This is a genomic window from Enterobacteriaceae endosymbiont of Donacia clavipes, from assembly GCF_012570365.1.
Lineage (GTDB): Bacteria > Pseudomonadota > Gammaproteobacteria > Enterobacterales > Enterobacteriaceae.
Window position 1 is genome coordinate 110,566 of sequence record NZ_CP046208.1, and the last position, 14,088, is coordinate 124,653.

13 protein-coding genes, 1 tRNA gene and 1 pseudogene are annotated in these 14,088 nt (G+C 21.1%); 2 read left to right on the forward strand and 13 right to left on the reverse strand.

Annotation, left to right across the window (positions count from 1 at the left end; all coding sequences use genetic code 11):
* Positions 1 to 46 precede the first annotated feature (46 nt).
* From hisIE to rnhA, 9 genes and pseudogenes are all read right to left on the reverse strand, one after another.
* Entirely contained in the window at positions 47 to 664 is a 618-nt protein-coding gene (gene hisIE, locus GJT92_RS00585; RefSeq protein ID WP_168919574.1) for a bifunctional phosphoribosyl-AMP cyclohydrolase/phosphoribosyl-ATP diphosphatase HisIE, read from the reverse strand.
* On the reverse strand, positions 658 to 1,437 hold the full coding sequence (gene hisF / locus GJT92_RS00590; protein ID WP_168919575.1) for an imidazole glycerol phosphate synthase subunit HisF: 780 nt from the start codon (positions 1,435 to 1,437) through the stop codon (positions 658 to 660). Before hisF ends, hisIE begins: the two co-directional genes overlap by 7 nt.
* Positions 1,419 to 2,159 carry a 1-(5-phosphoribosyl)-5-[(5-phosphoribosylamino)methylideneamino]imidazole-4-carboxamide isomerase gene (locus GJT92_RS00595; RefSeq protein ID WP_168919576.1) on the reverse strand — a complete coding sequence of 247 codons (741 nt, stop codon included), beginning with the start codon at positions 2,157 to 2,159 and terminating at the stop codon, positions 1,419 to 1,421. Before GJT92_RS00595 ends, hisF begins: the two co-directional genes overlap by 19 nt.
* 10 nt (positions 2,160 to 2,169) lie before the next feature.
* Positions 2,170 to 2,760: an imidazole glycerol phosphate synthase subunit HisH gene (hisH, locus tag GJT92_RS00600; protein ID WP_168919577.1), complete on the reverse strand. Its 591-nt coding sequence runs from the start codon at positions 2,758 to 2,760 to the stop codon at positions 2,170 to 2,172.
* The gene (gene hisB, locus GJT92_RS00605; RefSeq protein WP_168919578.1) at positions 2,757 to 3,824 is read right to left on the reverse strand and encodes a bifunctional histidinol-phosphatase/imidazoleglycerol-phosphate dehydratase HisB; all 1,068 of its coding nucleotides are present in this window, start codon (positions 3,822 to 3,824) and stop codon (positions 2,757 to 2,759) included. The genes hisH and hisB overlap by 4 nt, the downstream gene beginning before the upstream one ends.
* Before the next feature lie 10 nt (positions 3,825 to 3,834).
* Positions 3,835 to 4,956, reverse strand: coding sequence for a histidinol-phosphate transaminase (gene hisC / locus GJT92_RS02250; RefSeq protein WP_246209072.1), 1,122 nt, complete (start codon positions 4,954 to 4,956; stop codon positions 3,835 to 3,837).
* Positions 4,933 to 6,237: pseudogene (gene hisD / locus GJT92_RS02255) on the reverse strand (histidinol dehydrogenase); the annotation flags it as partial. The gene hisC and the pseudogene hisD, both read right to left, overlap by 24 nt.
* Before the next feature lie 2 nt (positions 6,238 to 6,239).
* The gene (gene hisG, locus GJT92_RS00620) at positions 6,240 to 7,139 is read right to left on the reverse strand and encodes an ATP phosphoribosyltransferase (protein ID WP_168919579.1); all 900 of its coding nucleotides are present in this window, start codon (positions 7,137 to 7,139) and stop codon (positions 6,240 to 6,242) included.
* A gap of 161 nt (positions 7,140 to 7,300) precedes the next feature.
* A complete protein-coding gene (gene rnhA / locus GJT92_RS00625; protein WP_168919580.1) occupies positions 7,301 to 7,786 on the reverse strand; it encodes a ribonuclease HI in 486 nt (161 codons plus the stop codon).
* Between the two features lie 43 nt (positions 7,787 to 7,829).
* Between rnhA and dnaQ the strand changes: the two genes are divergently transcribed.
* The gene (gene dnaQ / locus GJT92_RS00630; protein ID WP_168919581.1) at positions 7,830 to 8,564 is read left to right on the forward strand and encodes a DNA polymerase III subunit epsilon; all 735 of its coding nucleotides are present in this window, start codon (positions 7,830 to 7,832) and stop codon (positions 8,562 to 8,564) included.
* A gap of 49 nt (positions 8,565 to 8,613) precedes the next feature.
* Positions 8,614 to 8,687, forward strand: a tRNA-Asp gene (locus GJT92_RS00635).
* A gap of 32 nt (positions 8,688 to 8,719) precedes the next feature.
* Here GJT92_RS00635 and GJT92_RS00640 read toward each other — a convergent pair.
* The 4 genes from GJT92_RS00640 to tkt all read right to left on the reverse strand — a co-directional run bounded on the left by GJT92_RS00640 (position 8,720) and on the right by tkt (position 13,971).
* On the reverse strand, positions 8,720 to 9,553 hold the full coding sequence (locus GJT92_RS00640) for a mechanosensitive ion channel domain-containing protein (RefSeq protein WP_168919582.1): 834 nt from the start codon (positions 9,551 to 9,553) through the stop codon (positions 8,720 to 8,722).
* 54 nt (positions 9,554 to 9,607) lie between these two features.
* Complete coding sequence (gene fbaA, locus GJT92_RS00645; protein WP_168919583.1) at positions 9,608 to 10,687, reverse strand: class II fructose-bisphosphate aldolase; 1,080 nt, start codon at positions 10,685 to 10,687, stop codon at positions 9,608 to 9,610.
* Between the two features lie 68 nt (positions 10,688 to 10,755).
* A complete protein-coding gene (locus tag GJT92_RS00650) occupies positions 10,756 to 11,925 on the reverse strand; it encodes a phosphoglycerate kinase (protein ID WP_168919584.1) in 1,170 nt (389 codons plus the stop codon).
* 45 nt (positions 11,926 to 11,970) lie between these two features.
* Positions 11,971 to 13,971 carry a transketolase gene (gene tkt / locus GJT92_RS00655; protein WP_168919585.1) on the reverse strand — a complete coding sequence of 667 codons (2,001 nt, stop codon included), beginning with the start codon at positions 13,969 to 13,971 and terminating at the stop codon, positions 11,971 to 11,973.
* Positions 13,972 to 14,088: the final 117 nt, after the last annotated feature.

The window sequence follows — 14,088 nt, forward strand, 5'->3', positions numbered from 1 at the left end:
AGTAAAGAATTTACTTTAAGTTTAATTAATAAATAATAAGTATAATTTAATTATTTCTCTTTTTTAGAATATCTATAATATCATTTAAATCAATATTTTTAAATTTTAAAAGGATAATTAAATGATATATTAAATCTGCTGTTTCTTCAATAAAACTTATTTTATTATTATGATTAGCAGCTATAACAGTCTCTATAGCTTCTTCACCTACTTTTTGTGATATTCTTTTTAAACCACTTTGATATAAATTATAGGTATATGAAAAAGGTTTCATATTATTTTTTTCTTTTTTTTTATCTAAATATATTTCTAATAAATATAAAAAAGTAAAATTTGATATAGATTTTTTAAAACAACTATATTCATCTAAATGACATGTTTTATTAACTGGATCTACTAAAATAAGTAATGTATCTTTATCGCAATCTGTAGTAATATTTTTTAAAAATAAGAAATTACCTGTAGTTTCTCCTTTTGTCCATATTTTCTTTTTAGTTCGAGAAAAAAATGTAACTTTTTTAGTTTTTAAAGTTATTTTTAAAGATTCTGGATTCATATAAGCATGCATAAGAATTTGTCCAGAAATTTTATGTTGTATAATAGTAGGTATCAATCCATTAGTTTTTATCCAATTTAAACTATTTATAAAATTTTCTTTTAACATATTCTTACCTCTATATTTTTTTTATATAAAAAATTTTTTAATACTTTAATATTAAGAATCTTTTTATGAAAAATGGATGCTGCTAAAGCACCATCTACATTAATTTTTTTATTGAAAACATTATAAAAATCTTTTTTAGAACCTGCACCTCCAGAAGCAATTAATGGAATTTTACAAATTTTTCTTATTTTTTTTAGTTGTTTTAAATCATAACCACTACATAATCCATCTTTATTTATTGTATTTAATACTATTTCACCAGCTCCTAAAGTTTGTACTTTTTTAATCCATTCAATTGTTTCCCAATTAGTTATCTTAGTATATTTTATATTACCAGTATATTTATAAACATGATATTTTTTTGTTTTTTTATTATAATAAGAATCAATACCTACTACTACACATTGTTTCCCAAAATATTCTGATAATTTTGTAATTAAAGAAGGATTATTTAATGCAGGAGAATTTATAGATATTTTTTCTGCTCCTAAATGTAATATTTGTGCAGCATCACTTATTGATTGAATTCCTCCTGCTACACAAAAAGGTATATTAATTAAATTTGCTATTTGAGATATCCATTTTTTATTAACTAATCTATTATCAATTGATGCTGTAATATCATAAAATATTAATTCATCTGCTCCTTCTTTATCATATCTAGAAGCTAATGATAAAATATCTCCTACAATTTGATGATTTTTAAATTGCTTACCTTTAACAACTTTATCTTTATAAACATCTAAACAAGGAATTATTCTTTTTGCCAACATAAATTAGCCTCTTTAAGAGAAAATATTTTTTCTAAAAAAGCTCTTCCAATAATTATATCTTTTACCCCGCTTTTTTTTAAGTTTTTAATATCTTTTAATTTAGATATACCTCCTGATGCTTGAAAAAATATTTCTGGATATTTTTTAACAATTTCATTATAAAGATTTATATTAGGTCCTAATAAAGTACCATCTTTAGAAATATCAGTACATAAAACATATTTTAATCCTAAATCTAAAAATTTTTCTATAATATCTTCAAAAATAACATTACTTTTATTTTGCCATCCATTAATGAAAATTATTTTTTTATTATTTATATCAAATTTAATATCTAATGCTAAAATTAAAGAATATGGATTGTATAATTTAAACCATTTTTTAACATTATTAAAATTTTGTATAATTGAAGAACCTAATATAATTTGTGCTTTGGGTATTAAATTTAAAATAAGATCTATATCTTTCTTAGTGCGTATTCCTCCTCCTATTTGGATAGGAATAGGATTAATTTTAGATAAATTTTTTAATAAAGAAGTTTGTTTTTCATTAGGATTTTTTGCACCATCTAGATCAATTAAGTGTATTTTTTTTGCTCCTTGTTTTAAATATTTTTCAATATAAAAAGAAGGTTTATGTAAATATTTACGTTTTAAATTAAATTTACCTTGATGTAATCTAACAACTTGTCCTTTTATTAAATCAATAGCTGGAATAATCATTTTTTTTATTTCATATTTGTAAAAAATTTTTAATTAATTGAATTCCATTAGTTCCTGATCTTTCTGGATGAAATTGAACTCCAAAAAAATTATTTTTTTGTATAGCGGAACTAAATGAGTTTTCATATTTTGTTTTAGCTATAGTATAATTATTTAAATTAATATTATAACTATGAGAAAAATAAAAATAAGAATTTGTATTTATATTTTTAAATAATGGAGATTTTTTTATAATATTTACTGTATTCCATCCCATATGTGGGATCGGTAAATTTTTATTATTCATTAAACGAACTGAATAATTTAAAATTCCTAAAGTATTTATTCCTTTATTTTCTTCACTATATTTACCTAAAATTTGCATTCCTAAACATATTCCTAAAATATCTTTTTTACAATTTTTAATTAATTTTATTAAATTATCATTTTTTAATTTTTTTATTGCAGAATATGCTGAACCTACTCCTGGTAAAAAAATTTTATCAGCATTTAAAATTAAATCTTCATTATTTGTAATAATAGCATTAAATCCTATTTTTTTTATAGTAGATTTTAAAGAATAAAAATTACCACAAGATGTATCTAAAATAACAATATTCAATCTAATACTCCTTTTGAACTAGGAATAATATTATTTACAATTTTTATTGCTTGTTTTAAAGTACATCCAAATGCTTTAAACAAACTTTCAGCTTTATGATGATCATTTTCTCCAATAACTTTTAAATATATATTACATGACATAGAATAAGATAAAGAATAAAAAAAATGTTTAATCATTTCAGTATTCAAATCACCAATTTTTTGATATTTAAATTTAGCATAATATTGTAAATATGGTCTACCTGATAAATCTAATGAACATTGTGCTAATGATTCATCCATTGGTAATAAAAAACCAAATCTATTAATTCCTTTTTTATCTCCAATAGCTTTGGATAAAGCTTGTCCTAATGTTATTGCAATATCTTCTATTGTATGATGATCATCAATTTTTAAATCTCCTTCACTAAAAATATTTAAAATAAAGCCTCCATGTATTGCTATTTGTTCTAACATATGATTTAAAAAATTAATTCCTGTATTAATTACATTTTTTCCTTTTTTATCTAAAAATAACTCTACAAATATTTTAGTTTCCTTTGTTACTCTCTTTATTATAGCATATCTTTTAATCGGTGTTAATTTACTTAAAATATCTAACCAATTACATTTTTTTTTATTATATAAAATACCATTAATACCAATATTTTTAGCTAATTCTAAATCAGTTAAACGATCACCTATAACATAACTATTTTTTTTATCTAAGTTATTATTTAAATAAAATTTTAACATTGTTATATTTGGTTTTCTACATATACAATTATTATATGAATAATGAGGACAAATTAAAATATCTTTAAATTTTATATTTTGTGATTCAAAAATACTAAGCATAAAATTATGAGGTATATTAAAATTTTTATAAGAAAAAGATTTAGTACCTAGACCATCCTGGTTTGTAACCATTACAAATGAATAAGATAATTTTTTTAATTTTGATAGTACAATAATAACATTTTTTTCAAAAAATAATTTATTTATATGATCAATTTGATAATTATTTTTTGGTTCAGATATTAATGTACCATCTCTATCTATGAAAAGTATTTTTTTTAACATATATAAAACCTTAATGTAATAATTTTTTTAATTCAAAAAGTAATTTTTTACATTCGTAAAATGTTCCTATTGTAATTCTTAAACAATTATTTAATCTTTTTTCATGATCTTGATTTCTAACAATTATTTTATTTTTATATAATTCTTCAAAAATATAATGAGAATTATAAAATTTAATTAAAATAAAATTTGTTTCACTATAAAATATTTTTTTTATAATTTTATATTTTTTTAAATTATTAATTAACCATTTTTTATTTTCGATAATTTTTTCTACATTTTTTTTCATAATAATTAAATTTTTAGGATATAAAGCTTGTTTTGCTATATTTATTACAGGATCTGGTATTGGATAAGGAGCTATAACTTTTTGTAAAACATTGATAATTTTTTTATTAGTTAATACAAAACCACAACGTAAACCAGCTAATCCAAATGCTTTTGATAAAGTTCTTAATATAATTAAATTATTATATTTATTTATTAAATTAATTAGAGTTTTATTTATACAAAATTCAATATATGCTTCATCAATAACAATAATAATATTATTATGTACTAACTTTAAAAGTTTTATTATATTTTTTTTATCTATACAATTACCTGTAGGATTATTCGGATGACAAATAAATATTATTTTAACATTATAAAGATTTTGTTTAATAATATTTATATTCAATTCCCAATTATCTAAACTATTAATCATAATATATTTAATATTTAATATTTCAGCATTAACACGATACATATCATATGTTGGAGGACAAAATAAAATTTTTTCTTTTTTAGGATTACAAAAAGTACGCATAATTATATCTATACCTTCATCTGCTCCTCTAGTAATTAAAATATTTTGAGAATTTAAATTTATATATTTACTATAAAAATTAATTAATTCTTGAGATTGTGGTTCTGGATATTTGTTAAATATTTTTTTATTTAAAGAAAAAAGAGAAATAATAGGAGATTCATTAGCATTTAATAAAATTGAATCATTATTAATATTATTATTATATAATGATCTTGCTGATCGATATGGTTTAAGATTAATAATATTTTTTCTAACTATATTATTTATATTTTTTTTTATATTTAATAAATTATTATTAATAAAATTTTTTCTTACGGTAATAGCATTACTGTGACCTAATAAATTTTCTGATTTCGCCATAATTTCTACTGTATGAGAAATATTTAATAATCCTTGTTGTGTTAATTTCTGTACGGATATTTTTTTTTGAAAATCATATACTCCTAAACAAGAATAAGTTAATGCATGTCCGTAAGTTGGTAAAACATGATTAGTTCCTGATGCATAATCTCCAGCTGCTTCAGGAGACCAATTACCTAAAAAAATTGATCCAGCATTAATAATTTTAGGTAAAATTTTATGATAATTTTTACATTGAATTATAAGATGTTCAGGAGCATATTTATTTACTATTTTTATACATTCTTCAATATTTTTAACTATTATAATATAACTATTACTAAGAGATTTTTTTGCTATTTTCTCTTTAGGTAATTTTTTTAATTTTTTATAAAGTTTTTTTTGAACTAATTTTGCTATTTTTTCTTCAGGAGTAAGTAAAAATACTTGTGAATCAATTCCATGTTCTGCTTGTGATAATAAATCGGCTATAATAAAATTATAGTTTGCTGATTTATCTGCTATAATCATTAATTCTGATGGACCTGCTGGCATATCTATAGAAATATTTTTATAAGAAGTTTCATTTTGATTATTAATTTGTCTTTTAGCTTCTGTAACAAAAAAATTTCCTGGACCAAAAATTTTATTTACTTTATTTACAGATTCAGTACCAAAAGCCATTGCAGCTATAGCATGAGCTCCTCCTATTTGAAAGATATTTTTTATATTACATAAATATGCGGAAAATAAAATTTCATTAGATATAGGAGGTGGAGAACATAATATAATATTTGGACATAATGCTAATTTTGCAGGTATTCCTAACATTAAGACAGTAGAAAATAATGATGATGTACCTCCAGGGATATATAATCCTACTTTAGATATAGGACGATAAATTTGTTGACAAAAAACACCAGGTATAACTTTAATTATTTTTTTTTTTAATAATTGAGATTTGTGAAATTTATATATATTATTATATGCTTGTTGTATAGCAAATTTAATATTTTTTTTTATATATAATTTTGAATTATTTATTTTTTCTTTATTTATTTTTAGTTTATTAGTTTTAATTCTATCAAATAAAAAATTATATTTTTTTAAAGCACTATCACCTTTTTTTTTGACTTTATTTAAAATATCTGTTACATCATTTTTAATTTTTTTATCTATTAAAAATATTGGTCTAGATAAAATTTTTTTTTTTTGAGTTTTATTATAATTATTCCAATATATAAGATTATTTATAATAGTCATTTTTACTCCATTATTTTTTCAATAGGTAAAACTAAAATAGAACTTACTCCTAATGATTTTAATCTTTCCATTGTTTCCCAAAATAGTGTCTCACTACTAACCATATGCATTGCTACTTTTTTATCATCTCCAACTAATGGTAAAATAGTAGGATTTTCAGCACCTGGTAATAATGCAATTACTTCTTTTAATTTTTTATTAGGAGCATGTAACATTATATATTTTGATTCTCTAGCTTTTATAACTCCTTTAATTCGAGTTAATAATTTGTTTATTAATTTTTGTTTAATCTGTTTAATTTTACCACATCGTTGTATTAAACATGCTTGAGAATTGTAAATAACTTTTACTTCTTTTATACCATTTGCTTCTAACGTAGCCCCAGTTGATACTAAATCACAAATAGCATCTGATAAACCTACTCTAGGTGCTAATTCAACAGAACCATTTAACATACAAGATTTAAATACAATATTATGTTTATCAAGATATTTTTTTAAAATATTAGGATAAGATGTTGCAATACAAGAATTTTGTAAAGATTGTAAACCTGTATAATTTTTATTAATAGGTATTGCTATTGATAATCTACATATACCAAAATCTAATTTACGTAAAGTTAAATATTTTGCATTTTCACCTTTAGATAAACGTGTTAAAACTTCTTCTTCTAAAACATTTTTCCCAATAATTCCTAAATCAACAACTTCTTCCATTATTAATCCTGGAATATCATCATCACGTACTCTTAATATATCAATTGGCATATTTTCCGTAAAAGCTATTAAACGTTGTTGATTTAAATTAATTTTAAGACCACATTTTTTTAATAATTTACTAGATTCATTACTTAAACGACCAGATTTTTGCATAGCTATTCGTAAACGATTATTATCTAGCATGCTTTATATCCTTTTTTTTGAAAAATTTAAAATTTTTATGAAAAATTTTATTTAAAGTTTAATTTTATAATTTTAATTAAAATTACAATTTTATTTTAATTTAACAAATATTTTTTATTTCTAAAAATGATTTAAATGTAAAATAATTTTTATATTTTTCTTTATTTAAAAATACTTGTTTTTTTTATTGTTATATATCCTAAATCATTTTTTATAGGATTTTTTGCTGAAAAACGAGCTAATTTATCACACTTATTATTCATTTGATGATATGAATGTCCTTTTATCCAATTCCAATTAACATTATGCTTTAATAAAGCTAAATCTAATCTTTTCCATAAATCAATATTTTTTACTATTTTTTTATTATTACGTATCCAATTAAATTTTTTCCAATTATATATCCATTTTGTAATACCTTCTTTTAAATATTTACTATCAGTAGTAATATAAATCTTACAACTTTCTTTTAAAGATTCAAATGCAATAATAGATGCCATTAATTCCATTCTATTATTAGTAGTTAAAAAAAAACCTTGAGTTAAAATTTTTTCGTATTTATTATATTGTAGAATAGCTGCGCAACCTCCAGGACCAGGATTATATATACAAGAACCATCTGTAAAAATATTTATATTTTTATACATAAAACTTCTTTTTTTAAAATTTATTTTATTTACATAAAAAAACATGAAAAAAATTAATATACGTCAAGTAGTTTTAGATACAGAAACTACAGGTATGAATTTTTCTCCACCATATTATTTAGGTCATCGTATAATAGAAATAGGAATAGTGGAAATTATTAATCGTAATATAACTAATAATAATTTTCATACATATTTAAATCCTAAACAAACTATAAGTCAAGATGCTTTTAATATTCATGGTATTTCTAATAAATTTTTATTTGATAAACCTATTTTTTCTGATATTGTAAATAATTTTTTAAATTATATAACAGGATCAGAATTAATTATTCATAATGCACAATTTGATATTAATTTTTTAAATTACGAATTATCATTATTAAAAAATAATCTACCTAAAATTGAAAATATTTGTAAAATTAAAGATACATTAAAAATAGCTAGAAATCTTTTTCCAGGAAAAAGAAATTCATTAAATTCTTTATGTTCTAGATTTAATTTAGATAATAGTAAACGTTATTTACATGGAGCATTATTAGATGCAAAAATTTTAGCAAAAATTTTTTTATTGATGACTACTAAACAAAATACATTTAAATTAGAATTATTAAAAGTTAAAAATAATAATATTAATAAAAAATTACCATTTTTTTATAAAAAACAAATAGAAAAAAAATTTTTAATTATATACGCTTCTAATAAAGAATTAGAATTACATAAATTACAATTAAAATTAATTAAAGAAAAGTGTGGATTTTGTTTATGGTTAAAATAAAAAAATATTGATAATTAATAATTTATAACATATAATGCAAAAATATTATGGTGCGATAGTTCAGTTGGTTAGAATACCGGCCTGTCACGCCGGGGGTCACGGGTTCAAATCCCGTTCGCACCGTATATCTTTTTTTAAATCAAATTATTATTAATTTAATCATTATGTATCCATAATACACAAGATTTTTTATATAATTCCAAGTTATTTTTTAATATATTGATTAAGTCTGAACAAATTTCTTTTTTATTTCGAAAATCATTAATCCAAAAAAAAATAGTAAAATTAATAGAACTGTTAGTAATTTCATCAATAATAACGTTCACAATAGAATTTTTTATTATTTTATTATTTATTGACATTGTATCTAGTAATATTTTTTTTATAATATGAATATCTTCTTGTATTAAATTACGTGAAACACCTAAAGTAATTTTATTGCGATATTCATTTGCTTTAGAAAAATTTATTATATTTTCTGTTAGAATTTTACCATTAGGTACAGATATAATAGTTCCATCAAATGTCTTAAAAAGAGTACAAAAAATTTCAACATTAGTTATTTTACCAGTAACATTACCTATATTAATATAGTCTCCTACTTTAAAAATTCGAAAAGTAATAATTAATAATCCTGATGCTAAATTTGCTAATGCACTTTGCCAAGCTAAACCTACTACTAATCCTATAGTACCAAATGCGGCAAAGATAGATGATGTTTTTAATCCAATACTACTTAATGCACTAACTATTACAAATATTGTTAAACTATATTTTAAAACATTAGAAAGAAAACCAATTGTTATTGGATCTATATTTCTAATAGTAAAAATATTTTTGATAGTTCTAGTAGAAATTTTCACGCCCCATAATCCAAAAAATAAAATCATACCTGCCAAAAAAAAATGTTCAAATTGATAAAAAATAAAAATTTTATTATTTATAATCCATAATTTTATGAAATCTAATACACTAGTAAATTTACTCATATTTTAACAATCCGTTTTATAAAATAAATTATATTTTTTTATAATTAAAATTTTTTATAATGTATTAATTGCATTTAATTTTTTAAAAATTTTTTCTAATTTTTTTTTTATTGAAATTTGAGATGCTCTGATCCAAGATCTTGGATCGTAATATTCTTTATTAGGTTTATTTAAACCATTTGGATTACCTAACTGTTTTAATAAAAATTTTTTATTTTTTTTGAAATATTTCAATATACCTTCCCATGTTGCCCATTGAATATCTGTATCAAAATTCATTTTTATGACACCATATTTTATAGATTCTTTAATTTCAGATAATGAAGATCCAGAACCACCATGAAATACAAAATTTATAGGATTTTTTGTAAGATTATATTTTTTACAAATAAAATTTTGTGAATCTCTTAAAATTTTTGGTAATAATTTTACATTACCTTTTTGGTATACTCCATGTACATTTCCAAAAGATGCTGCAATAATAAATTGAGAACTAATTAATCTTAATTTTTCATAAGCATAATTAACATCATATGGATCAGTATATAATAATTTTTTAATTAAATTACTATTATTTATTCCATCTTCTTCTCCCCCGGTACATCCTAATTCTATTTCTAATGTCATATTCATTTTTGACATTCTTTTAAAATATTGACTACATATTTTAATATTATCTATAACTGATTCAGTAGATAAATCTATCATATGAGATGAAAATAAAGGTTTTTTATATTTTAGAAAATATTTTTCATTTTCATTTAATAAATTATCGATCCATGATAATTTATCTTTAGGACAATGATCAGTATGTAAAATTACTGGTATACCATAATACTTAGCAGTTTGATGAACATGTTTTGCTCCAGATATAGCTCCAATTATAGAAGCTAATTTAGTATTAATAATTTGTAATCCTTTTCCTGCAATAAAAGCAGAACCTGCATTAGAAAATTGAATAATAACTGGAGATTTTACTTTAGCAGCAGTTTCTAAAACTGCATTAATAGAATCTGTACCAATACAATTAATTGCTGGTAAAGCAAAATTATGTTTTTTTGCTATTTTAAAAATAGTTTGTACATCATTACCAACAACAACACCAGGTTTTATATAATTTAAAATTTTGGGCATAATGTATATTTTACCTTATTATAAATTTTTTTATATTTTAAATATAATTATTGTTATTATTTTAATTTTTAAATATAATTTTTTAGTAAAGTATTTTCTAATGTTGATATAACAGGTAATTTATTACCTTCAATATATTTTAAAAAAGCACCTCCACCTGTAGAAATATAAGAAATTTTATCAAAAACATTAAATAATTCTATAGCAGATAAAGTATCTCCTCCACCTACAATTGAAAAAATATTATTTTTAATAATAGCATTAACTATTTCTTCGGTTCCTTTTCTAAATTTTTTAAACTCAAATACTCCAACAGGACCATTCCATAATATGGTTTTTGCTTTTTTTAATTCATTTTTTATTAAATAAATTGTTTCATCTCCTATATCAAGAATTTTTTCATTTCTTAATATCTTATTTACTTTTTTCATTTTTACTGGAGAATCATTAGAGAATGAAATACCTACTCGACAATCAACTGGGATAATAAGATTATTATATTTTTTTACTATTTTTTGAGCTAAAAAAACATCATTTGGTTCATATAATGAACTACCAATATTATTATTTAATGATAAAATAGTATTTGCTATTCCTCCTCCAACTATTACTTTATCTGATAATTCTGCTAATTTTTTTAAAATATTAAATTTAGTAGATATTTTAGAACCACCAATAATAGATATTATTGGTTTTTTAGGATTTTTTAAAAATTTTTTTAGATTTTTTATTTCATTAATTAATAATAATCCAGCACAAGATTGTTTAGTAAAATTCATAATTCCATAAGTAGATGAATGCATACGATGTGATGTAGCAAATGCATCCATTACAAATATATCACATAAAGAAGCATATTTTTTAGATAATTCTTTATTATTATTCTTTTCACCAATATTAAAACGTACATTTTCTAAAATAGTTATTGTATTTTTTTTTAAACTAATCCCATTTAAATAATTTTTTTCTAAAATTACTTTATAATTTAAAATTTTTTCTAAATGAGTAGCAATATTTCTTAAAGAATATAAAGAATTATATTGTCCTTCAATAGGTCTACCTAAATGAGAAGCTAAAATAATTTTAGCTCCTTTTTTTAAAGCATATCTAATAGTAGGTAATGATAATTTGATTCTAATATCAGAATTAATATTACCTTTTGAATCTATTGGAACATTAAAGTCAGATCTAATTAATAAAATTTTATTTTTAATATCAATATTTGTAATACTTAACATAAGTAAATTTATCCTATGGTTTAAATTAAAAATAATCTAATAAAATTAACTAAATTTTTTTTTTATTTTTAAAATAATATTTTGTACAGTAAAACCAAATTTATCAAATAATTTATCAGCAGGAGCTGAGTATCCAAAATCATTAATTCCAATAACATCACCATCTAAACCAACATATTTATACCAATAATTTTTTGATCCAGCTTCAATAGCTATTCTATATTTAACATTATTTGGTAATACATAATTTTTATATTTTTGTGTTTGTTTATCAAAAACATCAGTAGATGGCATAGAAACAATTCTAATTTTATATTTTAAAATGGATAATTTTTTATATACTTCTATTGCTAAAGAAACTTCAGAACCAGTAGCTATTAATATAATTTGAGGATTTTTATCCAAACAATCTTTTAGTATGTATCCACCATATGATATATAAGATATTTGATTTTCATTTCTTTTTTGTGTAGATAAATTTTGTCTAGATAAAACTAAAATAGTAGGATTATTTATATTTTCTATAGCTTTTTTCCAAGCTATAGCTGTCTCAATTTTATCACATGGACGCCAAATACTTATATTTGGAATTAATCTTAAACTAGTTAATTGTTCTATCGGTTGATGTGTAGGACCATCTTCACCAATACCAATTGAATCATGTGTATAAATCATTATATGTCTTATTTTCATTAAAGAAGCCATTCTTATAGCATTACGACAATAATCTGAAAAAACTAAAAAAGTAGCAGTATAAGTAATAAAACCACAATATAAAGCTATTCCATTTGCAATTGCAGTCATACCAAATTCTCTTACTCCATAATAAATATAATTTCCATTTTTAATTTTATTAATTGGTTTAGAATTTTTTAATATAGTTAAATTACTAATGGATAAATCAGCAGAACCTCCTAATAATTCTGGTAATAATTTAGAATATTTATTTAATATATATTGAGATGACTCTCTTGTTGATAAATTTGTAAAGTTTTTATTCATTTTTTTAATAAATTTATATGTTTCAAAATTCCAATTATGAGGAAGTATATTACTTAATCTTCTTTTTAATTCTTTAGCTAATTTAGGAAATATAAGAGAATAATTTTTAAAATTATCTTTCCATTTTACTTCTTTTATATCACCTGTATTTTTTGCGTTCCATTTTTTATAAATGGATGAAGGAATTTCAAAAGGTTTATAATTCCAATTTAATTGTTTTTTTGTTAAAATAATTTCTTTTATACCTAAAGGAGATCCATGTGCAATATTTTTTCCTGATTTATTTGGTGATCCAAAAGCAATTGTTGTATTACAAATTAATAAAGTTGGTTTATCTTCTTCTGAAGATTTAGCTTTTTTAATAGCTGTATCTATACTTTCAAAATTATGTCCGTCTATATTAGATAGAACATTCCATTGATAAGATTCAAATCTTTTTTTAGTGTCATCATTACACCATCCTTTAATATTTCCATCAATAGATATTCCATTATTATCATAAAAAACTATTAATTTTTTTAGTTTTAGTGTCCCTGCTAAAGAACATACTTCATGAGAAATTCCTTCCATTAAACATCCATCACCAACAAAAACATAAGTATAATGATCAATTATATTATAATTTGGTCTATTAAATTGTGCAGCTAGAGTTTTTTCAGCAATAGCCATACCAACAGCATTAGCTAATCCTTGTCCTAAAGGACCAGTACTAGTTTCAATACCTGGAGTACATCCAAATTCTGGATGTCCAGGAGTTTTAGAATATAATTTTCTAAAATTTTTTAAATCCGATATTGTTATATCATAACCAGTTAAATGTAATAAACTATAAATTAACATTGAACAATGTCCGTTTGATAATATGAATCTATCACGATTTATCCATTTAGGATTATTAGGATTATGATTTAGATGATTATTCCAAAGCACTTCTGCAATATCTGCCATACCCATAGGTCCTCCAGGATGTCCAGAATTAGAATTTTGTATAGCATCTATACTTAAAAATCTGATAGCATTAGCAAGATCTCTTTTGGAAATCATATTTTAAATTACTCCTAAATTTTTTTTTAAAAAATTATTTTTATAAAAATATTCTTTATATAAAGAAATATATACTTAAAATGTTTTAAAATCTATTTATTAAAAATTATAAATTTT